Genomic DNA, 25,278 nt, shown 5'->3' on the forward strand with positions numbered 1-25,278 from the left:
GTCTTAATTATTTCTTTTTGGATCTAATAAAAGCGGCCTCTTTTAAAAAGGACTTTGCCGCATTTCCTGCTCTCCCTAAATTACGATCCAAAAAACAACAATGGGCCGAACACTAGAGAATAAGCAACAAATCGTTACTGAGATTAAATCTCTATTAAACGACTCGGAAATGGCTGTAGTTCTTGACTATAAAGGTTTAACTATCAAAGAGATGTCAGATTTGCGATCTAGATTGCAAACAACTAACGGTATCTGCAAAATTACTAAAAATTCATTAATGCGTAAAGCTATTGATGGAGATAGTAATTGGAACGATCTTGAATCTTTACTTTCCGGAACAAATGCTTTTGTCTTAATTAAAGAAGATGTTGGTGGTGCTGTAAAAGCGATCCAATCTTTTCAAAAAGACACCAAAAAATCCGAAACCAAAGGAGCTTTATTTGAAGGCAGACTTCTTAGCGATTCTGAAATAAAAGAAATTGCAAGTCTTCCATCTAAAGAAGTATTGATGGCAAAAATTGCTGGCGCTCTTAATGGCGTAGCAACAAAAATTGCGATCTCTATAAATGAAGTGCCTTCTGGACTTGCTAGATCACTTAAACAACATTCTGAAAAATCAGAATCTTAAATTCAAACCCTAATTAAATTTTAAGAAAATGTCCGCAAAAACTGAAGAAATTCTTGAATCATTAAAATCTCTATCACTTTTAGAAGCATCTGAGCTTGTAAAACAAATTGAAGAGGCTTTTGGTGTGTCTGCTGCAGCTTCTGCAGGTGTAGTAATGGCAGCTCCAGGAGCAGCTGGCGGTGACGGAGATAGTGGCGCTGCTGAAGAAAAAACTGAATTTGATGTAGTTCTCGAAAGCTTTGATGCAGCTGCAAAAATCAAAGTCCTTAAGGTTGTAAGAAATGCAACTGGTCTAGGTCTTGGGGATGCAAAAGCACTTGTTGAATCTGCACCAAAAACAGTAAAAGAAGGAATTGCGAAAGCAGATGCTGAATCTTTAAAGAAAGAGATTGAAGAAGCTGGCGGTAAAGTTACACTTAAGTAAGAGAAGATTTTTTCAAGCCGATACACTTAATATCGGCTTCAAAAATTATGAATAGTGATAGTATTGCAATTGAAGCTGCAACTGATGGAGCTTGCAGTGGTAATCCAGGTCCAGGTGGTTGGGGTGGTCTAATAATTTTTGACGACAAAAGTGAATTAGAAATAGGTGGTTCCGAGCAAAATACCACTAATAATAGAATGGAACTCACTGCGGCTATAAAAACACTTGAGAAATTAAAAACCTATAAATTAAAAGAGAACTTTAAATTAAGAACTGATAGTAAATATGTCATAGAAGGTTATACAAAATGGATTATTAATTGGAAGAGAAATGGATGGAAAACAAGCGCAGGAAAATCAGTTCAAAATCTTGATTTATGGCAAAAAATTGATCAATTAAGAATTAATGGCCTTGCAATGGAATATGTGAAGGGCCATAGTGGGGACAAACAAAATGATAGAGTTGATAAAATCGCGACAAACTATAGTAAAGGTATATCTATAATAAGCAACTTAAAAGAATCTGAATCTTCAGTAGACTTTTTTAAAAAAAATGCACCTTCAGAAATTCAGGAATTATTTTCAAGAAATGAATTAATTCAAAAATTTGCAGACAAACAGTACTTTTTAAGTTCACTAGAACTAAGTAATTTATTAGGTAAAGAAAATTATGTAAAGATAAAACAATATTTACTTTTTGAATGGCGTAATTGGAGATTGATTCCTAAAGAAAAAAAATATTGGATAATAGAAAAAAAAGAATCCTAATTTTTTATGAATGAACAGAAGAGGGTATTTAAAAATCTTTATAAAAACTTTATGACCCCTATACTCAAAAAAGACTCTGGAATAGATGCAGAATATTTAACTAATTTATCTCTTGGCCTTCTGTCATTTAGTTCAAGAAAATATAATTGGCCTGTAGTTTCATCAATCCTAAAAAATCTAAATGAAGAATTTTCTATAATTGATAAAAGGTTAAGTCAGAACATATGTGGAATAAATTTTTGTAATCCAATTGGTTTAGCTGCGGGTTTTGACAAAAATGGAAATGCTGCAAATATATGGAAAGATTTTGGTTTTGGATTTGCTGAACTTGGTACAGTAACTAAATTTGCTCAAAATGGCAATCCAAAACCAAGGTTATTTAGATTAGCAGAAGAAGAAGCAGCATTAAATAGGATGGGTTTCAATAACAATGGTGCTGAAAATCTGGTTAAAAATTTTCTTGAGCAAGGTATTGAGTTCAAAAAAAACAGGGAGAATATTTGTTTAGGGATAAATTTCGGTAAGTCTAAAATCACAAGTTTATCTCAAGCAAAAGATGATTATTTAACTTCTCTAAAATTATTAATTCCATATTGTGATTACGCAGCAATAAACGTAAGTTCTCCAAATACTGAAGGACTAAGAAAGTTGCAAGATCCAACTCTTCTAAAAGAACTTCTTAAAGAAATTAAAAACTTACCTAATTGCCCACCGTTATTTGTAAAAATTGCGCCAGATTTAAGCTTTAAAGATATTGAAGATATTTGCCAATTAATAATCGAGGAAAACATCAATGGAATAATTGCTACTAACACCAGCATTGATAGATTAGGTCTTGAAAATAGGAAGATCAGGCAAACCGGATTATTACTTTCTGAAGAGAATGGAGGATTAAGTGGAAGGCCTCTACAAAACAAAGCAAATCAAATAATAAAACATATTCATAAAATTGATAAAAATATTATTTTAATTGGCGTTGGTGGAATCGATAGTCCTGAGTCAGCTTGGGAAAGAATTTGTTCTGGAGCATCATTAATTCAACTGTATACGGGATGGATATATAAGGGACCACAATTAGTACCCAATATACTTGAAGGAATTATAAAGCAACTCAATAACCATCAATTATCTAATATTAAAGAGGCCATTGGATCAGATTTAAAATGGGTTAAATAAAAAATGAATAATGAACAAATCAGAACCTAATGATTACTCAACATTAGCCATGCAAATATCAAACTTAAAGCATGGAGGAAATGTATATGCAAATGCAAAAAAATTAAATTTATTACCCTCTGAAATCATTGATGCAAGTGCCTCATTAGTACCCTTTGATCCACCTCAAATCTTAATAGATTCATTAAATGCAGAAATTAAGAATCTTGGATTTAGATATTACCCTGATAGAAACTTGAGTGATTTGAAAGAAATAATCGGTAAATTTCATGGGATAAATCCAGACAATATCTTGCCTGGGAATGGAGCGTCTGAGCTAATAACCTGGGCAGGCTATGAAGCATCGAGATTTGGAATAAGCTGTATTCCTTCTCCATCCTTTGTTGATTATGAAAGATCTTTAAATTGTTGGAATAGTAATTTAATTCATTACCAATTACCAAAAAACTGGAATAATATTTTTCCTCAATCATTTCCCCTTCATCCTAAAGGTGATGTTATTTGGATAACAAATCCACATAACCCAACCGGCCAATTGTGGGAGAAAAATTCATTAGAGGAAATAGTAAAAAAATATAAATTAGTGATCTGTGATGAGGCTTTCTTATCGATAACACCCAATGGAGAAAAAGAATCTTTAATACCATTAACCCAAAAGTATAATAATTTATTAGTCTTAAGAAGCTTGACCAAAATCTTCAATATTCCTGGACTTAGATTAGGTTACGTTATTGGCTCATCAAAAAAACTTAAGCAATGGAAAATCAATAGAGATCCTTGGCCTTTAAATTCCTTTGCAATTAAAGCTGGAATTGACTTACTAAGTAATAAGAAATTCTATGAACAATGGACAAGACAGATTCACCGCTGGATAAATATTGAAAGAGAGAAAGTATATGAAAAATTATCAAAGATAAAAAACCTTAAAGTTCATAACTCTTCAACCAACTTTTTTTTAATAGAAAGTAAAACATCCTTGTCGCCCAATATAAAATACTTAGAAAATAAAGGGATATTGCTTAGAGAATGTACTTCATTTAGATTTCTTGACGAAAAATGGGCAAGAATAAGTTTACAAAATAGTAAAAATAACAATATTTTATGTAAAGAAATTCAAAATTCCTTTAAAAAATAATTAAAAAATTTTTTAATCTCAATTTTAGATTTGATTTTATTATTGTTTTCCATATTCTTCTTCATAAGATCTAATATTTGATAGTAATTTTTTCCGTTTTTTGATTTTATTTTAAAAATTCTTTCTAGAGTTTGTTCAAAAACTTCTTTTGAAATTTTATTTTGATTCATTAAAACTGAGCCTCCAGTTTCGGCAAGAATCAGTGCATTTTTCTCTTGGTGATTATTTTTAGAATAAGGAAAGGGAATTAAAATTGAAGGTTTTTCAGTCTCTATTAATTCATTTATTGTTCCTGCACCAGATCTCGATATTACAAGATCACAGTTTTGAATTAAAGCTGCTATTTCATTAGTAAATTTCTTTTGAACATAATTTTTGGATTTTTTTAAGTTAAAGGAATGTTGATTATATTCGCCAATAATATGAACTATTCGAAACTTTTTTTTCATTAAAAATTCCATAGAGTCGTAAAGAAGTTGATTTATAGCTTTTGCTCCTTGACTACCTCCCATAACAATCAAAAGAGGTCCTTTTCCTTTTGGAACCCATTCTGGCAAGGGATTAGATTTATAGAATTGCTGTCTCAAAGGAGTACCAGTGAAAATAGTTTTACAATTTCTTAAATAAGAATTTGTTTTCTTAAATCCTAAAAGAACATAGTTACACAAAAAACCAAAATATTTCGTGACCATTCCTGGAATTAAATTTGATTCATGAATAATGACAGGTATCCTGAGAAGTTTTGAAGCAACAATAGTAGGGGCAGATATATAACCTCCAGTCGTAAAAACCAAGTTAATTTTTTTTTCTTTTAAGATTCTAATTATTTGGAAAGTTGACATTAAAATTTCTATATATTGATAAAACAAAAAAATATTTTTTCTTGGTGTCTTTATATTCAAAGTCCTCAAATTATATTTTTTGGGAATAAAATTTGCATCAAGTCTTTGGTGAACCCCCAACCAATGAATATTCCATTCATCTTCTACTTCTTTAGAAACTGCTAAAGCCGGGAAAATATGGCCTCCTGTTCCACTTGCTGCAACTAATAAATTATTTTTTTTAGACATAAAACCTGAAATTAGTAGAATAAAAATAATAAATGATAAATATGTTTAATTTAAACTTATTCAAAAATATAGGAGTTCCTCTCTACTTATTTATTTATCTCATTATTCCCTATTCAGCAATAACGCAAACTTCAAAAGTTGATTTCATAAGAAATCTAGAAAACTCTTTAAATAAGCGAGATTTAGAGTTTATTAGAAAAAATTTTAGAAATGATGAAAACCAAAATATACTAAAACAGTTTTCAAAAATTGTTAATGATTTCCCTGATAGCAAATGGAAAATCAAAAGATTAAAATCAAATATTCCAAAAAAAGAAATTTTAAGAATAAAAGTTTCAGGTGAAAAAATAGTTAATGGAGAGATTCATATACTAGAATCCGAGTTCGATTATATTTTTTCAATTTTAAATGGACAAATTGATGAAGGTATCATTAAAAATTTATTCACAACAATAAGAAATGATGAAAAGAAGATAGACATTAGTTTTAAAATCCCTGATAAAGTTCTTACTGGTTCAAAATATGATATCGATATTATTCTAAATAAGCCACTTGAAGAAGTGATTATTGCTGGAGCAATAAAACCTCATCAAGTAAATTCATTTTTTGAACAAGAAATATTATTGGAGCCATTAGCATCTGGGGGGATTTTTAAAATAACAAGAGCTCCTTCAAAACCAGGGATACAAATTTGGTCAGGAATCATAGCTCACCCTGAGGGAATGATTACTTTCACAAAAAGCATTGATATTGTTGATGAAATATAGCCTAAGCTTCGTTTAACGCAGCTACACCTGGTAAGGTTTTACCTTCTAAAAGTTCCAAACTTGCGCCACCTCCAGTAGATATATGAGACATTTTCTCAGCTAATCCTGCTTTCTCTACTGCTGCGACTGAATCTCCACCACCAATTATTGTACAAACTTCAGCAAAAGCACTTAAGTCCGCAAGAGTCGTAGCTATTGCATTTGTACCGTCTGCAAATTTATCAAATTCAAAAACTCCCATTGGACCATTCCAAATAATTGTCTTACATTCTGCAAGAGCATTCTGAAAAACTTTAATGGAATTTGGACCAATATCGAGACCCATCCAATTGCCACTAATTGAATCAATTTGAGATATTTTACTATTGGCGTCCGGAGAAAATTCATCAGCTAAAACGACATCAGTGGGTAATAATAACTCTACTCCTTTTGCTTTTGCTTTTGCTTCTAAATCTTTAGCAAGTTCTAATTTATCTTCTTCTACAAGGCTCTTTCCGACATCTAAACCTCTAGCTTTATAAAAAGTAAAGATCATACCTCCACCAATCATGATTTTGTCACACTTATCTAGTAAAGAATCAAGTACTCCTATTTTGCTACTAACCTTTGATCCTCCAACTATTGCTGCCAATGGACGCTTTGGAGAATCTATTGCTCCTTGTAAGTATTTCAATTCTTTTTCTAAAAGGAATCCAGCTACTGAAGGACTTAAATAATTAGTAACACCCTGAGTTGAAGCATGAGCTCTATGAGCAGCACCGAAAGCATCATTTACATACATATCTGCATGAGATGCTAATTTTTTAGCAAACTCAAGGTCGTTCTTTTCCTCTTCACCAAAAAAACGAACATTTTCAAGTAGAAGAACATCTCCATTAGACAAGCTATTTGATTGTGCAACTGCTTCATCACCAATACAACTGTTAGTAAGAGCAACGTTTTGCCCCAACAACTGACTTAATCTTGCTGCTACTGGAGTTAATCTCATTTTTTCATTTACCTGACCCTTTGGTCTACCAAAATGAGCAGCTAAAATAACTTTTGCAGAATGATTAATAAGATATTCAATAGTTGGGATCGCTGCACGAATACGCGTATCGTCGGTTATTTGACCATCTTCATTTAATGGAACATTAAAATCTACTCTTACAAGAACTTTTTTTCCTTCTAAATTTGTCTTATCAAGACTGGAAAGAGATAATTTTGACATTAAACAAGCTTAATTTTTAATCTTAAGACCCTAACGTTAATTTTGGCTTATTGGGTTAAAAAGTATTTACTGTTACCTATGCCTTAATAAATTTTAAGAATTAACGATTATAAAAATTTTTTAGTCATTAAATTTATACTAAACTTTAGAAGTAAATACTTTTGAAACTTATAAAAACTAAAAGGAATACAAAATTTTATTTGATTTATTGAAGTGGACATACCCAAAATTCAATGGTACCCAGGCCATATCGCAAAAGCAGAAAAGAAATTATCTGAAGTTATCAATAAAGTAGATTTAGTTATAGAAGTTAGAGATGCACGAATTCCTTTGTCAACAGGACATCCACACTTAAATAAATGGATAAATAATAAAAAACATATTTTAGTTATTAACAGATCAGATATGATCTCCCCTAATACAATAAATAGTTGGAATAAATGGTTTAATGCTAAAGATCAATATCCTCTTTGGTGTGATGCTAAAAGAGGAATAGGTATTAAAGAAATTTGTAAGTCAGCCAAAGATTCTAGGTCGTCAATCGACGAAAGAAGACTTTCTAGAGGAATGCGAATTAGGCCAATTAGAGCCCTTACACTTGGTTTTCCAAACGTAGGAAAGTCAGCATTAATTAATAGAATTGCAAAAAAAAGAGTTGTAGATAGCGCTAGGAAAGCAGGCGTGACTCGTAATTTAAGATGGATAAAATTAGATAGTGGTATAGATATGCTAGATGCTCCTGGTGTTATACCGCCAAATTTAGAAGATCAAAAATCAGCACTTAATCTTGCACTATGTGACGATATTGGTGAAGCTGCTTATGAAATAGAGAGTGTCGCAATTGGATTTATCAAAATTTTATCCACTCTCAACAAAGATAAGAATGCGAGTATCTCAGTTAAACAAATATCAAATAGATATGGAGTTGATATTGCAAAAGGCTTTAAGAGTCCTTCTGCTTGGATCGACGAAGCAGCTTCAAAACATACCTCAGGCGATAAAAGGAGAATGTCTCATAAATTATTGGAAGATTATAGAAATCAAATGCTGGGTAAAATTGCTTTAGAAGTCCCAATATGGAATTAAATAATCAAAATTCTTTCGGCATTGGAGAAGGTGAGCTTATAGAAATTATTTATGAGCTACCTCTTCCTATGAGGCTAGACAGATGGTTAGTAAGTAAAAGGCCAGAACAAAGTAGAGCAAGAATTCAACATTTTATAAATTCAGGTTTAGTACTTGTAAACTATAAGACCGCGAAAGCAAAGACCCCATTAAAAAATGGAGACAATGTTCAAATATGGATGCCACCTCCAGAACCTCTTATTTATTTGAAACCTGAAAAAATGGATTTAAATATCCTTTTTGAAGACGAGCACATCATAGTAATCAATAAACAATCAGGACTAATTGTTCATCCAGCCCCTGGACACAAATCTGGAACTTTAGTGAATGGATTACTTTTTCACTGTAAAGATCTACCTGGAATTAATGGGAAACTAAGACCTGGGATTGTTCACAGATTAGATAAAGATACCTCCGGATGTATGGTGGTTGCAAAAAGCCAAGAGGCATTAGTAAATCTCCAGAAACAAATTAAAGAAAAAATTGCATCACGCGAATATATTGCAGTAATTCATGGAGCACCTAATTCTGAAGAAGGTCAAATAGTTGGCAACATTGGCAGAGATAAATTAAATAGATTGAAATATAAAGTAGTTGAAGACACTTCAGGAAGGTATGCCTGTACCTATTGGAAATTAGAAGAAAGATTTGGCAATTACTCATTAATGAGTTTCAAACTAGATACGGGGCGAACGCATCAAATAAGAGTTCATTGCGCTCACATTAATCATCCAATTGTTGGTGATCCGTTATATGGAAGATGTAAAAAACTACCATGTAAATTAGATGGCCAAGCTTTACATGCCATTAAGCTTGGACTTATACATCCAATCAATGGTAAAGAAATGATATTTGTATCAGAATTACCATTAGATTTTCAAAAATTAATAAGTGTTCTTAAAGTTAAATAAGATTTAAAGAGGAATTTAGAAGTGATTTTGTATAAGTGTTTTGAGTTTTAGTGAATATTGTAGAACTTTCTCCTTCATCAACTATCTTTCCGTGATTCATAACTAGCAACCTATCACAAAATCTTTTAGCAATGCCTAAATCATGAGTAATAAAGATAATCGTTAAATTCATTTTTTCTTGCAAGACTCTAAGCAATTCAAGAATCTCTATTTTTACTGAAGCATCTAACATATTTACGCTCTCATCACAAATCAAAATTTTTGGTTTCAACAATAGTGCTCTGGCTAATGAAATTCTTTGCAATTGACCACCAGATAATTGGCTAGGATAGGAATTAAAAAAATCATTATTTAAGGGGAGATTTAAATTTCTTAACATTAGTTTTATTTCTTTCTCGATTTTTCTTTTATCTGCAATTTTTTGAATAAAAAATATATCTTCCAAAATATTTTTAATTGTCATTTTCGGATTCAAACTTGAAAAAGGATCTTGAAAAATAATTTGTATATTATTGTTCTTTTTAAAAGATTTATTTTTTTTCGATGCATGATTTTTATCATAAATTTTGATTTCACCACCTCTTACTTTAAGAAGTCCAATTAAAGCCCTACATAATGTACTTTTACCGCTCCCTGAAGAACCAACTATTCCAAGAGTCTCATTCTCATATAACTTGAAACTAACTTCATTTAAAGCCTTATTCCATTTATTAATGAAAATTGAAGAATTTAATTTATACCAATGCCTTAGGTTATTTACCTCTAGAACGACCTCATCTCGAGCATTATTTTTAGTATTTGGTTCTAATACTATTTTTGAAGCATTTACTAACTTTTTCCCGATATCTGATTTTGGTGATTGAAAAATATCTAATATATTCCCTTTTTCAACAATCGATCCCTTTTCAATTATTGCAACTTTTTTACACCACTTTGCTGCAAGATTTATATCGTGACTAATTAAAATCAAAGTAGTAGCAAATTCATTACATAGATGAATTATTTCTTGCATAATTTCAAAACTTGTTTTGGTATCTAAGCTTGTTGTAGGTTCATCAGCTATTAATAGTTTAGGTTTCAAAGCAAGTGCCATTGCTATAGAAACTCTCTGTCTCATTCCACCACTAAATTGATGTGGGAAAGAATCAAGTCTACTTTCTTCAATTCCTACTTTTTGAAAAACTTCTTTTACTAATTTTTTAATAAGTACAGATGATTTAGTTTGATAATGCGTTTTAAATAATTCATATAAATGATCCCCAACTCTCATTAGCGGATTAAGTTTTTTCATAGAATCTTGATAAATAAATCCAAAATTCTTTCTTCTAAATAATTGTGCATCTTTGTTATTTATTTTCCTAGGGTCTACACTAGAAATCGATAAATACCCTTTAGAAGTGGCCTTTTCAGGCAATATATTTACTAATGTTTTTGCAAAAGTGGTCTTTCCACATCCAGAAGGTCCTATTATGGCCAAATGATCTCCCCTATCTATTTCCAAATTAAAATTTTTAATAATAGGTTGCTGTTTTAAACCATATTTAACAGTAAGATTTTTAACTACAAGAATTTTTTCTTTTTTTATTTCCATGATTTTATAGCAAATTTTTCTAGACCTAAATAAAATACATCTAAAGCAATATAAAATGTCCGAGGCCGCTGCAAATTCAAAAGAAAAAAACGAAATTGAAGTTTCCAAAACTATTTTGCCTGAAAATAAAAAATATGAAAGTGAATCTTTGAATTATCAAATAAAACTTCCCGATTGGCTTTTTAAAGATATTCATAATTTTGAAAAATCAAATAAAGAAAATGATGAGAATCAAAACCTTATAGTAAAGGCTTTTAAACTTGCTAATAAAGCTCATGATGGACAATTCCGCGCGAGTGGCGAGCCATACATTGTCCACCCGGTTGCTGTTGCAAATCTCCTCAAAGAAATAGGTGCGAGCTCATCTGTTATTGCTGCAGGCCTTTTACATGATGTTGTTGAAGATACTGGCATTGATTTATCCGAAATAGAAACAAATTTTGGATTAGAAGTAAAAATACTTGTAGAAGGAGTAACAAAATTAGGAGGGATTCACTTTAACAACAGGACTGAAGCACAAGCTGAAAATCTTAGGAAAATGTTTTTGGCTATGGCCAGCGATATTAGAGTTGTCTTAGTAAAACTTGCAGATCGACTTCATAATATGAGAACAATTGAATGGCTAAATGATGAGAAAAAACTAAGAATAGCGAGAGAAACAAGAGAGATTTATGCACCATTAGCTAATCGACTAGGAATAAACAGATTTAAATGGGAATTAGAAGATTTAGCTTTTAAATTCCTAGAGCCTAAAGAATATCAAGATCTTAAAGATCAAATCGCTGTTAAAAGAAGTGATAGAGAAAAAAGATTAAAAGTAACTTTAAATCTTATGAAGGAAAACTTGGTTTCAGCAGGTTTGAAAAATTTTGAAATAACAGGAAGGCCAAAACATCTTTATGGCATCTGGAGCAAAATGGAAAGACAACAAAAGCATTTTCACGAGATTTATGATGTTGCTGCCCTAAGAATTATCGTGGACAATTCAGATAGTTGTTATCGAGCTTTAGCAGTCGTTCATGATACTTTCAAACCAATTCCAGGTAGATTTAAAGACTATATAGGATTACCAAAACCCAATGGGTACCAGTCCTTACACACTTCTGTGATTGGAAGACACCGACCTATTGAAATTCAAATTAGAACTACTTCCATGCATCAAATTGCTGAATATGGTATTGCCGCTCATTGGCAATACAAAGAAGGTGGTTCTCCTGCCAAAAGTAATGCCGAGAGATTTAATTGGCTAAGACAATTAGTAGAATGGCAACAAGAAGGTAATGAAGGGGATCATAATGATTATTTAGCTTCAATTAAAGAAGATTTATTTGATGAAGAAGTATTTGTGATCACTCCAAAAGGAGATGTTGTTGGTTTAAGGAAAGGATCTACCGCGATAGATTTCGCCTACAGAATTCATTCTGAAGTTGGAAATCACTGTAATGGAATAAGAATTAATGAAAAGCTTTCTCCATTATCTACAGCACTTCAAAATGGTGACTTCATAGAAATTTTGACAAGTAATAATGCTACTCCAAGCTTGGATTGGCTGAACTTTGTTGTTACGCCAACTGCTAAAAATAGAATCCGCCAATGGTATAAGAAAAGCCATCGTGATGAAACGATTAAAAGAGGTAGAGATTTACTTGAAAAAGAAGTAGGTCGAAACGGTTTTGAAGCATTACTTTCTAGTGAAGCCATGAAAAAAGTTGCAAATCGATGTAATTTAAAAACTACTGAAGACCTTCTTGCATCTCTTGGTTTTGGTGGTTTAACTTTGCATCAAGTATTAAACAGACTAAGAGAAGAAATAAAATTACAGACAGAAGATGTAAAAAATGATTCTGACTCTGAAATAGTAAAATCTCTTAAAAGTAATAGTAATTTATCCACTAATACATCTAATGCTGCAGCAAAATCACCAATTTCCGGGATAGAAGGTCTTGATTACAGAATAGGTAAATGCTGTACCCCACTTCCAGGTGAGGAAATTATCGGAACTGTGTCGCTAGGCAACCATGGGATAACCATACATAGAGAAGATTGTGAAAATGTAATACCAATTCCAATAGAGAGAAGATTACCTGTTGGTTGGAATCAAGATAATAAAACTGGCGATAATAAGTTTCCAATTCAGCTAAGAATAGAGGTAATTGATAGAGTTGGAGTACTTAAAGATATTCTTATGCGGTTATCTGATAAAGGTATAAACGTCAGCGATGCCAATGTTAAAACTGCTTATGGTAAACCAGCTATTATAAATCTTTGTGTAGGGCTTGAAAGCTATAATCAACTTCACAAAACAATTGAACAAATTAAATCAATGGCAGATGTTTTAGATATTGCCAGAGTTGGACAAAGTTAATTTTACAATCAGATCAATCTATCTTTTACTTTTTATCTTGTAGATAAAGAAAACAATACTGCCACAAATCAAAGCTAATAAAATACCTACACATGATGAACCTAAGAGTAATTTTAGGGAAAAAATTCTACCTTGTTTCCATAATTCATCAATAACTAAACTTTCTTCAATAATGTTATTAGAAGAATTATTGAAAAAAATCGAACCAACTTTATAGTTAAAGTAATAAAGTGGAATATAAGTAAAAGGGTTGCTGATCCAAGTACCAATTGCAGCTAGAACAATATTTCCCTTAGCTATTTTCGCAAAAAATACCCCTATTAAAGTCTGAAACCCAAAAAAAGGAAAGCAGCCACTAAATACCCCTATTGCTAAACCTTTAGCATTGAAGAAAGGAGTTCCATTCTGATTACTAAATAATGATAGAATTTTCTTATACGTAATATCTCTTTTAAATCTCATTCAGAAAGAAAATTTCAAAATTAAATTCTTGATAATCTTACTTAATTATCCATAACAAAGCGAGAAATGGATTCGATAGTTACTACAGAAGATACAATAGCCGCAATTGCTTCAGCTATAAGTATAGGGAAAGGAGGAGTTGCGGTAATCAGAGTATCAGGGCAAGACTCAATAAATTCTTGCAAAAAGATTGTTCAAACTAAATCTAAATATGCATGGGAATCACATAGAGTTTTTCATGGTTTTATTCAGGAAAATAAACAAAATAAATTTATAGATGAGGTTTTAATTTTAGTGATGAAATCACCAAATAGCTTCACAGGAGAGGATGTAGTTGAACTTCATTGCCATGGAGGAATTATCCTAGTAAATAAGGTTTTAAAGATATTATTATCTAGTAATTCTAGAGTTAGACTTGCAAACCCAGGAGAATTTAGTCAACGAGCTTTTCTTAATGGAAAAATAGACCTTACTCAAGCCGAGTCGATTAATCAATTAATTAATGCAAGCAATAACAGATCAGCAGAGTTAGCTTTTAGCGGGGTTCAAGGAGAAATAAAGAAAAAAATTGATGATATTAAAAATGAACTTATAAATCAACTTTGCGAAATAGAAGCGAGAGTTGATTTTGAAGAAGACTTCACAGATTTTGATTACACCAAATATCTAAAGAACATTAAAAAAGTAAAAGAAAAAATAGAATTACTAATAGAAAATGCAAAAAGAAATTCATATATTCACAATGGAATATCCATTGCGCTTATAGGCAAAACAAATGTTGGTAAAAGCTCTTTACTTAATTTGCTTGCAAAAAAAGAAAAAGCAATCGTAACTAATATTCCTGGAACAACTAGAGATGTTATTGAAGTTAATTTAACTATTAATGATATTCCAATGAAAATAATTGATACTGCTGGCATAAGAGAAACTCATGAACAAATTGAAAGTATTGGAATTAAAAAAAGTTTTGGGAAAATTAAAGAGTCAGATTTTATAATTTATATTTATAGTCTTGAAGAAGGATTTAATGAAGAAGACAAAAAAATAATACAAGAAATCCCCAAAGAAAAATTAATTACTATTTTGGGCAATAAAAAAGATTTAATTGATTGCAAAAATATTAATTCAAATGAGTTAAAAAACAAAATTCTTATGAGCATTAAGAATAATGATGGTGAAAGATTATTAATCGACGAAATCATAAAAAAATGCGGATTAAAACAAGTAGAAAATATCAATATATTTTTAAACGAAAGACATCTAACAAATTTGTCTGCTTGCCTATCTAATTTAAATGATACTGATGAAATAATTAAAAATAAATTGCCATTTGATTTGTTATCAATAGAACTCAGAGATGGAATACAAAACTTATCTAAAATTACTGGCCAAGAATTAACAGAGGAACTTCTAGATAATATTTTTTCTAAGTTTTGTATTGGTAAATAAATTTGAGTTAAATTACATAGTGATATATAGTTAATTCTCTAACTTGAGTTGAATTTTATTAATTAATTATTTTTTTAGTTTAGTGGATTTAAATACTCCAATAATAAGTAAGATCATTGATAATTGGATCGATGAAGATATAGGAAGGGGAGATCTTACAAGTCCTTCTATTACAGAAGAGAATGGTAATGCATATTGGATTGCAAAAGAAGGTGGTGTATTTTGTGGTGTCGGAATCATAAAAGAAATTTTTAAAAAAATTGATTTAAAAATCAGTGCAAACTTTAATATCTCTGATGGAGATATATTTGTTAAAGATCAAAAACTACTGGAAATATATGGACCTTCAAAAAGTTTGCTAGCTAGTGAAAGAATAGGCTTAAATATTGCAATGCATTTATCTGGAATATCAACATATACAAAGAATCTTGTAAATAAGTTAGAAGGTACAAATATAAAAATAGCAGATACTAGGAAAACTACTCCTGGCTTAAGAATATTTGAAAAATATGCATTCAAATGCGGAGGTGGAGTGAATCATAGAATGGGATTATACGACGCAGCTATGATAAAAGAAAATCACATTGCATGGACAGATAATCTTAAAAATGCAGTAAAAAAAATTCGACTAAATTCGCCTTTTACAACTCATATAATAATTGAAGCTGAGAATATCGAACAGGCAAAAGAAGCAGTATTAGCAGGAGCAGATAGTGTCTTATTAGATGAACTTAGCCCTGAAATAATCAAAAAAAACGTTCAAGAATTAAGAAATTTATCAATGAATAGCTTAAAAAAAGAAGTCAATAAAAATTTGATAATAGAAGTTTCTGGAATTAACCCTGAAGAAATTAGTAAATATCTAATAAAAGGTATTGATTTGATTTCAACAAGTTCTTCAATCACCAAAAGTAATTGGATTGATTTGAGTATGCGTTATATTAATTAATTATATAGATAAATAATTGAATAATTAATGCTAATCATTTTTAAAGAATTAACAAAACAATTTGAACAATCTCTTTTAGATAGTCTTGAAAAAAATGATAAAAAAGGAGAATTCGAAATTCTTAGAAAAAATTTAATTACACAATCAACAAAAGAGGAATTTGGTGATTATCAATGTAATGTTTGTTTAAGTTTATCTAAAATATATAAAAAGAACCCAAGAGATATTTCTAATGATTTTATTAACCTTTTAAATAAAAATAAAAGCATAGCAAAATTATGTAAGAGTCTAGAAATAGCTGGACCTGGATTTATAAATATAAAATTAAAAGATGAAGTTCTAATAAATGAAATTAAATCAAATATTCAATGCCAAAGGGGTGGAGTACCTAAAATTAAAAAAGATTTAGATAGTTGCTTATCAAATAAAGTCATTGTAGATTTTTCTAGTCCTAATATTGCTAAAGAAATGCATGTAGGACATTTAAGATCAACAATAATAGGAGATTCAATATCCAGAATTTTTGAGTTAAGAGGTTATCAAGTATTAAGACTAAATCATGTTGGCGATTGGGGAACGCAATTTGGAATGCTTATTACTCAGCTCAAAGATTTATATTCAAATGATTTAGAAGAGATAGGCAAAATTAAGATAAGTGATTTAGTTGAATTTTATAAAGAATCAAAGAAAAGATTTGATAATGAATCTGAATTCCAAAAAAGATCTAGAGAGGAAGTAGTTAAGTTACAAAGTGGAGATATTAAATCGATTAAAGCTTGGAAATTATTATGTGATCAATCTAGAAAAGAATTTGATGAAATCTATAAAAATTTAAAAATAAAAATAAAAGAAAGAGGTGAATCTTTTTATAATCCCTTCTTAAAAGGAGTTATTGAGGATTTGAATTTTAAAAAAATATTAGTAGAAGATCAAGGAGCAAAATGTGTATTTTTAGATGGGATGACTAATAAAGAAGGCAAACCTTTACCGCTAATTATTCAAAAAAAAGATGGAGGTTTTAATTATGCAACCACAGATCTTGCTGCTATAAGATATAGATTCAATAAAACTCCTAATGGGGATGATGCTTCGAGAATTATTTATGTAACTGATCATGGACAAGCAAATCATTTTGCTGGAGTTTTTCAAGTTGCAAAAAAAGCAAAATGGATCCCAGACAATTGCCAAGTAGACCATGTCCCTTTTGGTTTAGTTCAAGGAATTGATGGCAAAAAACTAAAGACAAGGGAAGGTGAAACAATACGTTTAAAAGATTTATTAAAAGAAGCAGTTAGAAGAGCAAAAGAAGATTTATTAAAAAGATTAGAAGATGAAAATCGTTATGAGACAGAAGATTTTATTGCAAATACTTCAAGAATTATTGGATTAGGAGCTGTTAAGTATGCAGATTTAAGCCAAAATAGGATTACTAATTATCAATTTAGTTTTGATAAAATGCTTTCCCTTAATGGAAATACTGCTCCATATTTGTTATATACACTTGTAAGAATTGCAGGAATTAAAAGAAAAAATGATTTTGTTTATGACTCTAAAGATTTTCAATACATAAATTATGATCATAAATCTGAATGGAAACTTATAAGAAAATTACTTAGGTTCGATGAAGTCATAATATCTATTGAAAAAGACTTAATGCCAAATAGATTATGCAATTATCTTTTTGAGCTATGTCAGACTTTTAATAGGTTCTATGATCAAGTTCCAATACTCAAAGAAGAAAAATATATAAAAATTTCTAGACTGAATTTATGTGATCTAACTGCAAAAACACTAAAATTAAGCTTAGAGCTTCTAGGAATTGAAACTTTAGAAAGAATGTAATGAATGATTTTGATCAATTAAATAATCTTTTCCCAAGACCAAGAGAAGAAATAATAAATATGCAGTCTTACTCTGCACCTTTAGAAAATAGAAGAAATTTACTCCGCTTAGACTTTAATGAAAATACTCTAGGTCCAAGTCCTAAGGTTTTAGATGCATTACAAGCGATAAAATTAAATGAGATTGCAATTTATCCAGAATATAATTTATTAAAAAATTTTTTATGTGATAAATATCTTGATTCAAGAAAATTTGATAATGATGAAATAGGAATTTTCAATGGAGCAGATGCAGCAATAAATGCAATCTTCAATTCCTTTGGAGAAAAAGATCAAATATTTCTAACCACGAATCCAACTTTTGGCTACTATTCTCCTTGTTCAGAAATGCGAGGAATGAAGAAAATAACTTGTTCTTACATTGGAGAAAATTTTCTATTTCCCACCAAAGAATTTAGTGAAAAAATTTTAAAGTATAATCCAAAGTTAATATTTATTTGTAATCCAAATAATCCGACAGGGACAGTTTTAAGTGCTAAAGAGATAATTAACTTAGCAAATATCAAAAAAGATGCATTGATAATTGTTGATGAACTATATGAAAAATTTAATGGAGATAGTCTTCTTGAATCGATAGATTTTGAAAAGAATAACAATATACTAATAATCCAATCTCTCTCAAAAACAGCTGGTTTAGCTGGTTTAAGAATAGGTTTTACTTTTGGCAATAAAAATTTAATTAATTACATTAATAAAGTTACAGGACCATATGATGTAAATAGCTTTGCTATAACGGCAGCATTAGCAGCACTTAAAGACAAATCATATATTGAAAATTATGTTTTAGAAGTAAAAAAAGCAAGGGAATGGATTTTAAATAAATTTAAATCAACAAAAATTAGAACTCATTTTAGTGGTGGTAATTACTTCTTAATTTGGCCAAAAAAAGATACGAAAATTTTAATACAACAGATGAGAGAAAAAGGTATTCTTATCAGAAGTATGGAAAACAAAAAAGATATTGGTAAGTCAATAAGGGTTAGTATTGGAACTAAAGAACAAATGATTTTTTTCTGGGAAAATTACAAGTTCTTAGATTTAATAAATTAATTACCAAAAATATAAATTGTATTTTGATCGATTCTTTTAGGTTTTATTTGAAAATCTTTTCCAACATATTTTACTTTAAAATTTTTCATATTTTCTATAAACAAATCAGCATTTGAGAAATCACATTCTTTGTTAATTTTTTTGCCACGAGCAAAGTGAACAGGAATAACTACATTAGGTTTTAGAAGCTTAACTATTCTTGAAGCCTCTTGTCCATCATAAGATTTTATTCCTCCTCCAATTGAAATAAATAAGATATCTGGGCGAGACAAAATAATTTGACTATTGATATCAATATCACCGGCAGCGCCTCCCATATGAACAATTTTAAGATCATTCTGCTCCCAACTCCAAACAGTTGCCATCCCAAATCTTCTTCCATCTACTCTGTCATGTGGTACGGAAATTCCATTTAATAAAATATCCTCAAATTGGTAGATTCCTGGATCAACAAACATTAATTGATTATTAGGATTATATCCTTCATCTGCAAGCCTAGAACTAGCCAAAATAAAATCTGCGGTGACTTCTTTTGGCTCTTTTAAATTGCTTGCACAACCTATTGCTTTAAAGGGATTTATAAGAATCGATTTTTCAGCACTATTAATTAAGAAACTACTATGTCCCAGACTTTTTATTACTAAATCCCTTGCCAATAATGAGGTAGGTAAAAAAGAGCTAAATAATATAAAAAAGAAAATGTTTTTAATTTGAGAAATCATATTATTAATTTTTTTATATTTTACTTTTGTTCAGCCATTTTTAGAAAATTACTAATTAATTTATGACCAAATTGTGTCAATACACTTTCAGGATGAAACTGTACTCCATGCAAATGCTTATATTCTTTGTGAGAAATAGCCATAATAGTTGAGTCTTCTAAAGTCGCAGTTATATCGAAACAATTTGGTAATGAACTTGAATCAACTATAAGACTATGATATCTGGTCGCCACAAATGGAGTCTCGATATCTTTAAACAAACCTTTTTGATTATGAAATATTTTGGATGTCTTACCATGCATAAGTTCTTTCCCAACTATAACCTTACCTCCAAAAGCTTGGGCCAAAGCTTGATGCCCTAAACAAACTCCTAATGTAGGAATATTTTTAGATAATTTTTTTAGTATTGGTAGACAAATTCCAGATTGATCTGGATTACCAGGACCTGGAGATAATAAGATGCCACCAGGATTTAGTTTGATAATTTCATCTAGAGTAATTTGATCATTTCTTTTAACTATTAATTCTCTAGTTATTTCATGCTCAACAGAAAGTTCTCCTAAATATTGAACAAGGTTATATGTAAAACTATCGTAATTATCAATAACAAGAAACATATTTATATAGATTCAAATAAAAACTTAATTTTAGGAACAAAAATATATACAGCAATAATAACAGAATTAATGGAAGCTAATAAAACAGCTCCTGCAGAAGTATCTTTTGAAATTTTAGCCAAACTACTAAATTCTTTTTTCACTACTAAATCAACTATTGATTCAATAGATGTGTTTAATATTTCTAATATTAAAACAGACATAATTGTGGTAATCAAAATTACATAATTAATCTGACTAATTTGCAGTAAAAAACCAATCATTAAAATTGAAACTGCAAAAATTAATTGAATTTTAAAATTTCTTGAAGTTTTTAATACGTAACTAATTCCACTAAAAGCATACTTAAAACTTTTTAATACATTACTAGAAGTTTTATAAGATTCTGTTCTATTTTTTAGAGAGTTTATTTTTTGATCCATAGATTCTTAATCTAATTTTTTAATTAAATATTCCTGAAAATTTAACATATTTTCTAAATCAAGATCATTATTATGTTCCCATCCCAAAAGATGTAAAAATCCATGACTAGCCAACCAGAGCATTTCTTTATAGATTGAATGATTACATTCATAAGATTGCTCAAGTGCGATCTCTAATGATATAAATATATCTCCTAACTCTATATTATCTAAATTATTTGGAGATTCATCAGAAATGATTGGGAAAGATAGAACATCAGTTGGGCCATTTTTTTGCATCCACTTCTGGTTCATAAAAGCAATTTCTTGATTAGATATTATCTGTAAGCCTAATGAAAAAGATTTTTTTTCAAAAATGAAATTTGGCAATTTATAATCGTCTTTATTTAATATTATTTTTATCCAAGATAAAAAAACTTTCTCCCAAAAATTAGATTCAAAAATAAGCTTATTTTTAGAATCTTTTAACTTATTTGAAACTTGAGAAAATTGATTACATTTAAAAACCAAATCTAAATTTATTTCAGAAATAATTTTTTCTGTCATAAATTCTTATACAGGAATATTAGGCTTACCTATTGTGGCTACAAGTATTAATATCCCAATTAAAACTAGAAAGGTTATTGAAAAATGAGAAATACTTTTTGAACCCTTCCTTACCATATTTCGCATAGCAAGCTTTATAAAGCTTGGGGGAGCAACTTTTTTTTCTATATTTTCGTTTTTATTTTTCATAAGTTATTCAATAGATTCGTTAGAAGAAATATTAATGCGTAATAATTCATGAATAAATGGTTCAAGTCCACCATCTAAAACACTATCTAAGTCGTTAGTCTCCTGCATAGTTCTGAGATCTTTTACCATTTGATAGGGATGGAAAACATAATTTCTTATTTGATTGCCCCATGCAGCTTCCACAATATCACCTTTAATATCAGCGACTTCTGCAGCTCGTTGTTCTTTAGCAATCACTAGTAGTTTAGACTTAAGAAGTAACATAGCTTTTTCTTTATTTTGTAATTGAGATCTTTCTTGTGTACATCTTACTGAAATCCCTGAAGGCAAATGAACAATTCTCACCGCTGTTTCTACTTTATTAACATTTTGTCCTCCAGCCCCACCGGATCTACTTGTTGTAATTTCCAAATCTTTTTCAGGTATATCAAGTGATATATTGTCATCTAATTTTGGCATGACCTCCACCCCAGCGAAGCTGGTTTGTCTTTTACCATTAGCATTGAAAGGAGAAATTCTGACTAATCTATGAGTTCCTTTTTCATGTTGTAAATATCCGTAAGCATATTTTCCCTCAATTTCAAAAGTTACACTTTTGATACCTGCTTCTTCTCCTTGAGATAATTCATTGATAATTAAACTCATTTGATTATTATCGGCCCATCTTGAATACATTCTCAATAAGATCTCTACCCAATCCTGAGCATCTGTTCCACCAGCACCTGCGTTAATAGAAACTACTGCTCCTTCCTTATCGTATTCACCACATAACAATCTTTCAAATTCCCATTTATCTAAATTCTCTCTTAATTTCTTTAAGCCCTGCTTGGATTCCAAAATCATTTCCTCTTCTGGTTCTAAAGAATAAAGCTCAAGAGAGGCATTAGCATCAGAAATAAAAGTTTTCCATTTATCCAACAATTCAAGTTGTGCCTTAACATCATCAAGGATTAACATTTGTTTTTTCGCTTCTTCTTGATTCTCCCAAAATTCAGGCTGAGCAGAAATTTGCTCTAACTCTCTCCTTTTCGCTCTTAATCTTGGAACGTCAAAGACAATCCTGAGCATTACCCAGGCGCTCTGTTAGTTCCGAAAGATCTTTTTTGAAATCTGTAATATCTATCAAAATAGAATTTAATCGTTATTTATAATCTAACAAGCACTTTTGTTTAATAGTATAAACTAAGTATTATTTTAAAAAAATGTCCAAAGTTGAAATTTATACTTGGCAATATTGCCCATTCTGTATTCGAGCAAAATCACTACTCAAGAAAAAAAATATAAATTTTACAGAATATAAAATAGATGGCGACGAAGATGCCAGAGCATTGATGATTGAAAGAGCTGATGGTAGAAGAACATTACCACAAATATTTATAGATAATGAGGGTATCGGAGGCTGCGATGATCTCTACGAATTAGAAAATGAAAATCAATTAGACGCATTATTAAACTAGATCTTATGAAATTTCTATTCGTGATAGATCCAATAAAAAATATAAACCCCTTAAAAGATTCAACTGCTGCTTTAATGCAAGCATCATCAAAAAAAAATATTGAAATATGGAGTTGTACTCCTCAGGACCTTGAAGCTAGAGGTGATGAAGTATGGGCATCTTCCGTAAAAGTTGAAGTAAATCCTTGGATTTCTTTCAAAGATAATGATTGCATACCTCTCGCCGAATTTAATTGCATTTGGATGAGAAAAGATCCTCCTGTAAATGAGGCTTATTTATATGCAACCCATCTTTTAGAAGTTGCCGAAAGAAAAGGAGTCAAAGTAATCAACAAACCCTCATCGTTAAGAGCATGGAATGAAAAGCTAGGTGCTTTGAGATACAGCCACTTAATGGCACCTACAATAGTTGCGAGTAAGGTAAAAGATCTTATTAATTTTGCAAATATAAATAATGAAGTAGTCATAAAACCTCTTGGAGGAAAAGGGGGTCAAGGTGTTATAAGAATAAATAAAAATTCTCCAGGTATTAAATCAATCATTGAATTAATCACTTCTCAAGAAGAATTACCCGTTATGATGCAAAAATTTATTCCTGAAGTCATAGAGGGTGATAAAAGAATAATTATCGTAAACGGTGAAGCAATTGGATCAATAAATAGGATTCCTCAAGGAGGTGATTTTAGGAGTAATTTAGCAATGGGAGGAAAGGCTGAACCAACATTATTAACAGAAAAAGAAAAAAGTATCTGCTCAGAATTATCTCAACACTTCAAAGATGAAGGTTTATTTTTTGTAGGTATTGATGTAATAAATGGAATGCTTAGCGAGATTAATGTAACCAGTCCAACAGGTTTAAGAGAAATAGAAAATTTATCCAATAAGAATGTTTCAGAGGAAGTTATTGAAAAATTAGTGGAAATTATCTAGGATTTTTAGCGAAAAATATTTGTTTTACTATAGATTCAAATTTTAATTTAATCTCATCTATTTCTTTCTCTAAAACGGAGCCTGAAACTATACCTGAACCGGCAGTAAATTCAATATTTTCTTCAATATACCTAGCTCCTCTTATTGCTAAAAGAAATGAAGCATTTCCTGATGAATCAACCCAACCCATTGGAGAAGCATAATTTCCTCTAGGAAAAGACTCAAGAGTGTTTATCCAATCCAATGCTGCATTTTTTGGGTAACCACAAACAGCCGGAGATGGATGTAAGTTTTTAAGCAATTCAAAAGGACATATATTTTCAACTTTAGAGAAAATGAGTGTTTGCAAATGAGAAATATCTCCAAATGAATTTACCTTAATATCACTTTTTTCAAAGTTTTTTATTTTTGAAACTTCTAAACATTTAATCAAATACTGTGTTACGTAATTATGTTCCTTTAAGTCTTTAGTACTTTTTAGGAGTTTCTTGTAATTTGAATTAGTAGAGATAGTTCCAGCAAGAGCCTCCAAAGTTAAATTAGGTTTAGTAAAAGAAAATAATTTTTCTGGAGATGCTCCAAACAAAATATCCTTACTATTTCTTTTCCAAACATATCTGCATGTATTTGGATGATTCTTTTTTAATCTTTTTAAAATTTCTACTAAATCTAATTTATTTCTAAATTTTATTTTAATCCTATTCGCTAAAACTATCTTTTCCAGAATACCTTTTTCTACTAATTGAATTCCTCTATTTACTACTTTTTTCAAACTTGTATTAGAAGTTTCTAAGGAGTGTAAGAAATCATCAATAATAGGTAAATCAAAACTAGTTTTTAAACCAGATGATTTTATTAATTCTGAGCCAGAATTAATAACTTGATTTCTAATTGTCCATATTTCTTCAATTAATGTTCTTAATGATGATTTACCTTCAACATGACCATTGATTCTTAACCAGCAATTCTTATTACTTTTAATAATTAATATTTTTGGTAAGATAACTTCCAAACTAGGGACATCAGAAGATAAATTCTTATTATTCAAGTTTTCAGAAAAAGAAAATAAATAAATTATTTTTGAAAGTGCAGAATTATGTGATTCATTAGTTAAGTTAATTAAATTTTTAAAATTCTCAGAATTAAACTCTTTTGCCACTTCAAATCTTTTTGGACCATCCAAAGTAACATATTTACATTTCTCAAAAGCAATATATGAAATACCATTAGATTCTTCCCAAAATGAAGAAAACGAATATTTATTTATAAACAATTCATATACTTGTAATAAATCAATACAAGGAATCTCAACACAAATACTTACTAATCCAGAATTCTCAACTTTCTTATCGAAAGAGGAAAATACATCTTTTAAAAAATCTGTTAAGTTTAAATCATTTTTCATTACTTATTGAA

Annotated in this window: 26 protein-coding genes; 15 read left to right on the forward strand and 11 right to left on the reverse strand. The window is 30.0% G+C overall.

What is annotated here, in order from left to right; all coding sequences use genetic code 11:
* The first annotated feature begins 100 nt into the window (after nt 1-100).
* From rplJ to EU96_RS05195, 5 genes are read left to right on the forward strand one after another with little or no spacing between them, the layout of a single operon-like run.
* On the forward strand, nt 101-628 hold the full coding sequence (gene rplJ, locus EU96_RS05215) for a 50S ribosomal protein L10 (protein ID WP_032526498.1): 528 nt from the start codon (nt 101-103) through the stop codon (nt 626-628).
* A 28-nt stretch (nt 629-656) separates the two neighbouring features.
* On the forward strand, nt 657-1,052 hold the full coding sequence (rplL, locus tag EU96_RS05210; protein WP_032526499.1) for a 50S ribosomal protein L7/L12: 396 nt from the start codon (nt 657-659) through the stop codon (nt 1,050-1,052).
* 47 nt (nt 1,053-1,099) lie between these two features.
* Entirely contained in the window at nt 1,100-1,819 is a 720-nt protein-coding gene (locus tag EU96_RS05205) for a ribonuclease H family protein (RefSeq protein ID WP_032526500.1), read from the forward strand.
* 6 nt (nt 1,820-1,825) lie between these two features.
* The gene (locus EU96_RS05200; protein WP_032526501.1) at nt 1,826-2,995 is read left to right on the forward strand and encodes a quinone-dependent dihydroorotate dehydrogenase; all 1,170 of its coding nucleotides are present in this window, start codon (nt 1,826-1,828) and stop codon (nt 2,993-2,995) included.
* Nucleotides 2,996-3,005: 10 nt separating this feature from the next.
* The gene (locus EU96_RS05195) at nt 3,006-4,130 is read left to right on the forward strand and encodes a pyridoxal phosphate-dependent aminotransferase (RefSeq protein ID WP_032526502.1); all 1,125 of its coding nucleotides are present in this window, start codon (nt 3,006-3,008) and stop codon (nt 4,128-4,130) included.
* On the opposite strand, the gene EU96_RS05190 is transcribed toward EU96_RS05195, so the two are convergent.
* Nucleotides 4,109-5,200: a UDP-N-acetylglucosamine--N-acetylmuramyl-(pentapeptide) pyrophosphoryl-undecaprenol N-acetylglucosamine transferase gene (locus EU96_RS05190; protein WP_032526503.1), complete on the reverse strand. Its 1,092-nt coding sequence runs from the start codon at nt 5,198-5,200 to the stop codon at nt 4,109-4,111. The genes EU96_RS05195 and EU96_RS05190 overlap by 22 nt on opposite strands.
* A 41-nt stretch (nt 5,201-5,241) precedes the next feature.
* On the opposite strand from EU96_RS05190, the gene EU96_RS05185 reads away from it, so the two are divergent.
* Complete coding sequence (locus EU96_RS05185; protein WP_032526504.1) at nt 5,242-5,967, forward strand: hypothetical protein; 726 nt, start codon at nt 5,242-5,244, stop codon at nt 5,965-5,967.
* Between the two features lies 1 nt (nt 5,968).
* Here the strand turns inward: EU96_RS05185 and EU96_RS05180 are convergent, their stop codons facing one another.
* Complete coding sequence (locus EU96_RS05180) at nt 5,969-7,177, reverse strand: phosphoglycerate kinase (RefSeq protein WP_032526506.1); 1,209 nt, start codon at nt 7,175-7,177, stop codon at nt 5,969-5,971.
* Nucleotides 7,178-7,390: 213 nt separating this feature from the next.
* On the opposite strand from EU96_RS05180, the gene ylqF reads away from it, so the two are divergent.
* Both ylqF and EU96_RS05170 read left to right on the forward strand, forming a co-directional pair.
* Nucleotides 7,391-8,263, forward strand: a complete 873-nt coding sequence (gene ylqF / locus EU96_RS05175) for a ribosome biogenesis GTPase YlqF (RefSeq protein ID WP_032526507.1) — start codon at nt 7,391-7,393, stop codon at nt 8,261-8,263.
* Nucleotides 8,254-9,213: an RluA family pseudouridine synthase gene (locus tag EU96_RS05170; RefSeq protein ID WP_032526508.1), complete on the forward strand. Its 960-nt coding sequence runs from the start codon at nt 8,254-8,256 to the stop codon at nt 9,211-9,213. The genes ylqF and EU96_RS05170 overlap by 10 nt, the downstream gene beginning before the upstream one ends.
* Here EU96_RS05170 and EU96_RS05165 read toward each other — a convergent pair.
* On the reverse strand, nt 9,206-10,804 hold the full coding sequence (locus EU96_RS05165; RefSeq protein WP_032526509.1) for an ABC transporter ATP-binding protein: 1,599 nt from the start codon (nt 10,802-10,804) through the stop codon (nt 9,206-9,208). The genes EU96_RS05170 and EU96_RS05165 overlap by 8 nt on opposite strands.
* Nucleotides 10,805-10,859: 55 nt before the next feature.
* Between EU96_RS05165 and EU96_RS05160 the strand changes: the two genes are divergently transcribed.
* The gene (locus EU96_RS05160) at nt 10,860-13,169 is read left to right on the forward strand and encodes a RelA/SpoT family protein (RefSeq protein WP_032526510.1); all 2,310 of its coding nucleotides are present in this window, start codon (nt 10,860-10,862) and stop codon (nt 13,167-13,169) included.
* 18 nt (nt 13,170-13,187) lie between these two features.
* Here EU96_RS05160 and EU96_RS05155 read toward each other — a convergent pair whose 3' ends face one another.
* The gene (locus EU96_RS05155; protein ID WP_032526511.1) at nt 13,188-13,631 is read right to left on the reverse strand and encodes a DUF2062 domain-containing protein; all 444 of its coding nucleotides are present in this window, start codon (nt 13,629-13,631) and stop codon (nt 13,188-13,190) included.
* Nucleotides 13,632-13,697: 66 nt separating this feature from the next.
* Here EU96_RS05155 and mnmE point away from each other — a divergent pair, with 66 nt between their 5' ends.
* The 4 genes from mnmE to EU96_RS05135 all read left to right on the forward strand — a co-directional run bounded on the left by mnmE (nt 13,698) and on the right by EU96_RS05135 (nt 18,980).
* The gene (mnmE, locus tag EU96_RS05150) at nt 13,698-15,080 is read left to right on the forward strand and encodes a tRNA uridine-5-carboxymethylaminomethyl(34) synthesis GTPase MnmE (RefSeq protein ID WP_032526512.1); all 1,383 of its coding nucleotides are present in this window, start codon (nt 13,698-13,700) and stop codon (nt 15,078-15,080) included.
* 82 nt (nt 15,081-15,162) lie between these two features.
* Nucleotides 15,163-16,029, forward strand: a complete 867-nt coding sequence (gene nadC, locus EU96_RS05145) for a carboxylating nicotinate-nucleotide diphosphorylase (protein ID WP_032526513.1) — start codon at nt 15,163-15,165, stop codon at nt 16,027-16,029.
* A gap of 27 nt (nt 16,030-16,056) precedes the next feature.
* On the forward strand, nt 16,057-17,871 hold the full coding sequence (argS, locus tag EU96_RS05140; RefSeq protein WP_032526514.1) for an arginine--tRNA ligase: 1,815 nt from the start codon (nt 16,057-16,059) through the stop codon (nt 17,869-17,871).
* Nucleotides 17,871-18,980, forward strand: a complete 1,110-nt coding sequence (locus EU96_RS05135) for a pyridoxal phosphate-dependent aminotransferase (RefSeq protein ID WP_032526515.1) — start codon at nt 17,871-17,873, stop codon at nt 18,978-18,980. The genes argS and EU96_RS05135 overlap by 1 nt, the downstream gene beginning before the upstream one ends.
* On the opposite strand, the gene EU96_RS05130 is transcribed toward EU96_RS05135, so the two are convergent.
* From EU96_RS05130 to prfB, 6 genes are all read right to left on the reverse strand, one after another.
* Nucleotides 18,977-19,702, reverse strand: a complete 726-nt coding sequence (locus EU96_RS05130; RefSeq protein ID WP_032526516.1) for an MBL fold metallo-hydrolase — start codon at nt 19,700-19,702, stop codon at nt 18,977-18,979. The two genes, EU96_RS05135 and EU96_RS05130, sit on opposite strands and share 4 nt — an antisense overlap.
* A 20-nt stretch (nt 19,703-19,722) precedes the next feature.
* Nucleotides 19,723-20,319: an anthranilate synthase component II gene (locus EU96_RS05125; RefSeq protein ID WP_032526517.1), complete on the reverse strand. Its 597-nt coding sequence runs from the start codon at nt 20,317-20,319 to the stop codon at nt 19,723-19,725.
* A 2-nt stretch (nt 20,320-20,321) separates the two neighbouring features.
* The gene (locus EU96_RS05120; protein WP_032526519.1) at nt 20,322-20,741 is read right to left on the reverse strand and encodes a diacylglycerol kinase family protein; all 420 of its coding nucleotides are present in this window, start codon (nt 20,739-20,741) and stop codon (nt 20,322-20,324) included.
* A 6-nt stretch (nt 20,742-20,747) separates the two neighbouring features.
* A complete protein-coding gene (gene ybeY / locus EU96_RS05115; RefSeq protein ID WP_032526520.1) occupies nt 20,748-21,287 on the reverse strand; it encodes an rRNA maturation RNase YbeY in 540 nt (179 codons plus the stop codon).
* A gap of 6 nt (nt 21,288-21,293) precedes the next feature.
* Nucleotides 21,294-21,476 (reverse strand): DUF3285 domain-containing protein, encoded by a 183-nt coding sequence (locus EU96_RS05110; protein WP_002807789.1) that lies wholly within the window; start codon nt 21,474-21,476, stop codon nt 21,294-21,296.
* A gap of 3 nt (nt 21,477-21,479) precedes the next feature.
* Nucleotides 21,480-22,602, reverse strand: a protein-coding gene (prfB, locus tag EU96_RS05105; RefSeq protein WP_158465668.1) for a peptide chain release factor 2 whose coding sequence is annotated in 2 segments (ribosomal slippage) — nt 21,480-22,526 and nt 22,528-22,602 — 1,122 coding nt in all. Because the reading frame shifts where the segments join, the coding sequence is not laid out codon by codon here.
* A 76-nt stretch (nt 22,603-22,678) separates the two neighbouring features.
* Here prfB and grxC point away from each other — a divergent pair.
* Nucleotides 22,679-22,933: a glutaredoxin 3 gene (gene grxC, locus EU96_RS05100; protein WP_032526522.1), complete on the forward strand. Its 255-nt coding sequence runs from the start codon at nt 22,679-22,681 to the stop codon at nt 22,931-22,933.
* 5 nt (nt 22,934-22,938) lie between these two features.
* Nucleotides 22,939-23,862, forward strand: a complete 924-nt coding sequence (gene gshB, locus EU96_RS05095) for a glutathione synthase (protein ID WP_032526523.1) — start codon at nt 22,939-22,941, stop codon at nt 23,860-23,862.
* Here the strand turns inward: gshB and EU96_RS05090 are convergent.
* Nucleotides 23,855-25,267 carry a chorismate-binding protein gene (locus EU96_RS05090; RefSeq protein WP_032526524.1) on the reverse strand — a complete coding sequence of 471 codons (1,413 nt, stop codon included), beginning with the start codon at nt 25,265-25,267 and terminating at the stop codon, nt 23,855-23,857. The genes gshB and EU96_RS05090 overlap by 8 nt on opposite strands.
* Between the last annotated feature and the right edge of the window lie 11 nt (nt 25,268-25,278).

The sequence above is a fragment of the Prochlorococcus marinus str. MIT 9302 genome, assembly GCF_000759975.1.
GTDB classification, from domain to species: domain Bacteria; phylum Cyanobacteriota; class Cyanobacteriia; order PCC-6307; family Cyanobiaceae; genus Prochlorococcus_A; species Prochlorococcus_A marinus_M.

What these genes read in the sequence shown, in the direction of transcription:
- EU96_RS05190 (WP_032526503.1), bottom strand. Translation starts at nt 5,200, where the DNA reads ATGTCTAAAAAAAATAATTTATTAGTTGCAGCAAGTGGAACAGGAGGC.
- EU96_RS05155 (WP_032526511.1), bottom strand. Translation starts at nt 13,631, where the DNA reads ATGAGATTTAAAAGAGATATTACGTATAAGAAAATTCTATCATTATTT.
- gshB (WP_032526523.1), top strand. Translation starts at nt 22,939, where the DNA reads ATGAAATTTCTATTCGTGATAGATCCAATAAAAAATATAAACCCCTTA.
- EU96_RS05120 (WP_032526519.1), bottom strand. Translation starts at nt 20,741, where the DNA reads ATGGATCAAAAAATAAACTCTCTAAAAAATAGAACAGAATCTTATAAA.
- EU96_RS05110 (WP_002807789.1), bottom strand. Translation starts at nt 21,476, where the DNA reads ATGAAAAATAAAAACGAAAATATAGAAAAAAAAGTTGCTCCCCCAAGC.
- grxC (WP_032526522.1), top strand. Translation starts at nt 22,679, where the DNA reads ATGTCCAAAGTTGAAATTTATACTTGGCAATATTGCCCATTCTGTATT.
- rplL (WP_032526499.1), top strand. Translation starts at nt 657, where the DNA reads ATGTCCGCAAAAACTGAAGAAATTCTTGAATCATTAAAATCTCTATCA.
- mnmE (WP_032526512.1), top strand. Translation starts at nt 13,698, where the DNA reads ATGGATTCGATAGTTACTACAGAAGATACAATAGCCGCAATTGCTTCA.
- argS (WP_032526514.1), top strand. Translation starts at nt 16,057, where the DNA reads ATGCTAATCATTTTTAAAGAATTAACAAAACAATTTGAACAATCTCTT.
- EU96_RS05195 (WP_032526502.1), top strand. Translation starts at nt 3,006, where the DNA reads ATGAACAAATCAGAACCTAATGATTACTCAACATTAGCCATGCAAATA.
- EU96_RS05200 (WP_032526501.1), top strand. Translation starts at nt 1,826, where the DNA reads ATGAATGAACAGAAGAGGGTATTTAAAAATCTTTATAAAAACTTTATG.
- EU96_RS05165 (WP_032526509.1), bottom strand. Translation starts at nt 10,804, where the DNA reads ATGGAAATAAAAAAAGAAAAAATTCTTGTAGTTAAAAATCTTACTGTT.
- EU96_RS05090 (WP_032526524.1), bottom strand. Translation starts at nt 25,267, where the DNA reads ATGAAAAATGATTTAAACTTAACAGATTTTTTAAAAGATGTATTTTCC.
- EU96_RS05135 (WP_032526515.1), top strand. Translation starts at nt 17,871, where the DNA reads ATGAATGATTTTGATCAATTAAATAATCTTTTCCCAAGACCAAGAGAA.
- EU96_RS05180 (WP_032526506.1), bottom strand. Translation starts at nt 7,177, where the DNA reads ATGTCAAAATTATCTCTTTCCAGTCTTGATAAGACAAATTTAGAAGGA.
- EU96_RS05185 (WP_032526504.1), top strand. Translation starts at nt 5,242, where the DNA reads ATGTTTAATTTAAACTTATTCAAAAATATAGGAGTTCCTCTCTACTTA.
- EU96_RS05170 (WP_032526508.1), top strand. Translation starts at nt 8,254, where the DNA reads ATGGAATTAAATAATCAAAATTCTTTCGGCATTGGAGAAGGTGAGCTT.
- EU96_RS05125 (WP_032526517.1), bottom strand. Translation starts at nt 20,319, where the DNA reads ATGTTTCTTGTTATTGATAATTACGATAGTTTTACATATAACCTTGTT.
- ybeY (WP_032526520.1), bottom strand. Translation starts at nt 21,287, where the DNA reads ATGACAGAAAAAATTATTTCTGAAATAAATTTAGATTTGGTTTTTAAA.
- EU96_RS05160 (WP_032526510.1), top strand. Translation starts at nt 10,860, where the DNA reads ATGTCCGAGGCCGCTGCAAATTCAAAAGAAAAAAACGAAATTGAAGTT.
- rplJ (WP_032526498.1), top strand. Translation starts at nt 101, where the DNA reads ATGGGCCGAACACTAGAGAATAAGCAACAAATCGTTACTGAGATTAAA.
- EU96_RS05130 (WP_032526516.1), bottom strand. Translation starts at nt 19,702, where the DNA reads ATGATTTCTCAAATTAAAAACATTTTCTTTTTTATATTATTTAGCTCT.
- EU96_RS05205 (WP_032526500.1), top strand. Translation starts at nt 1,100, where the DNA reads ATGAATAGTGATAGTATTGCAATTGAAGCTGCAACTGATGGAGCTTGC.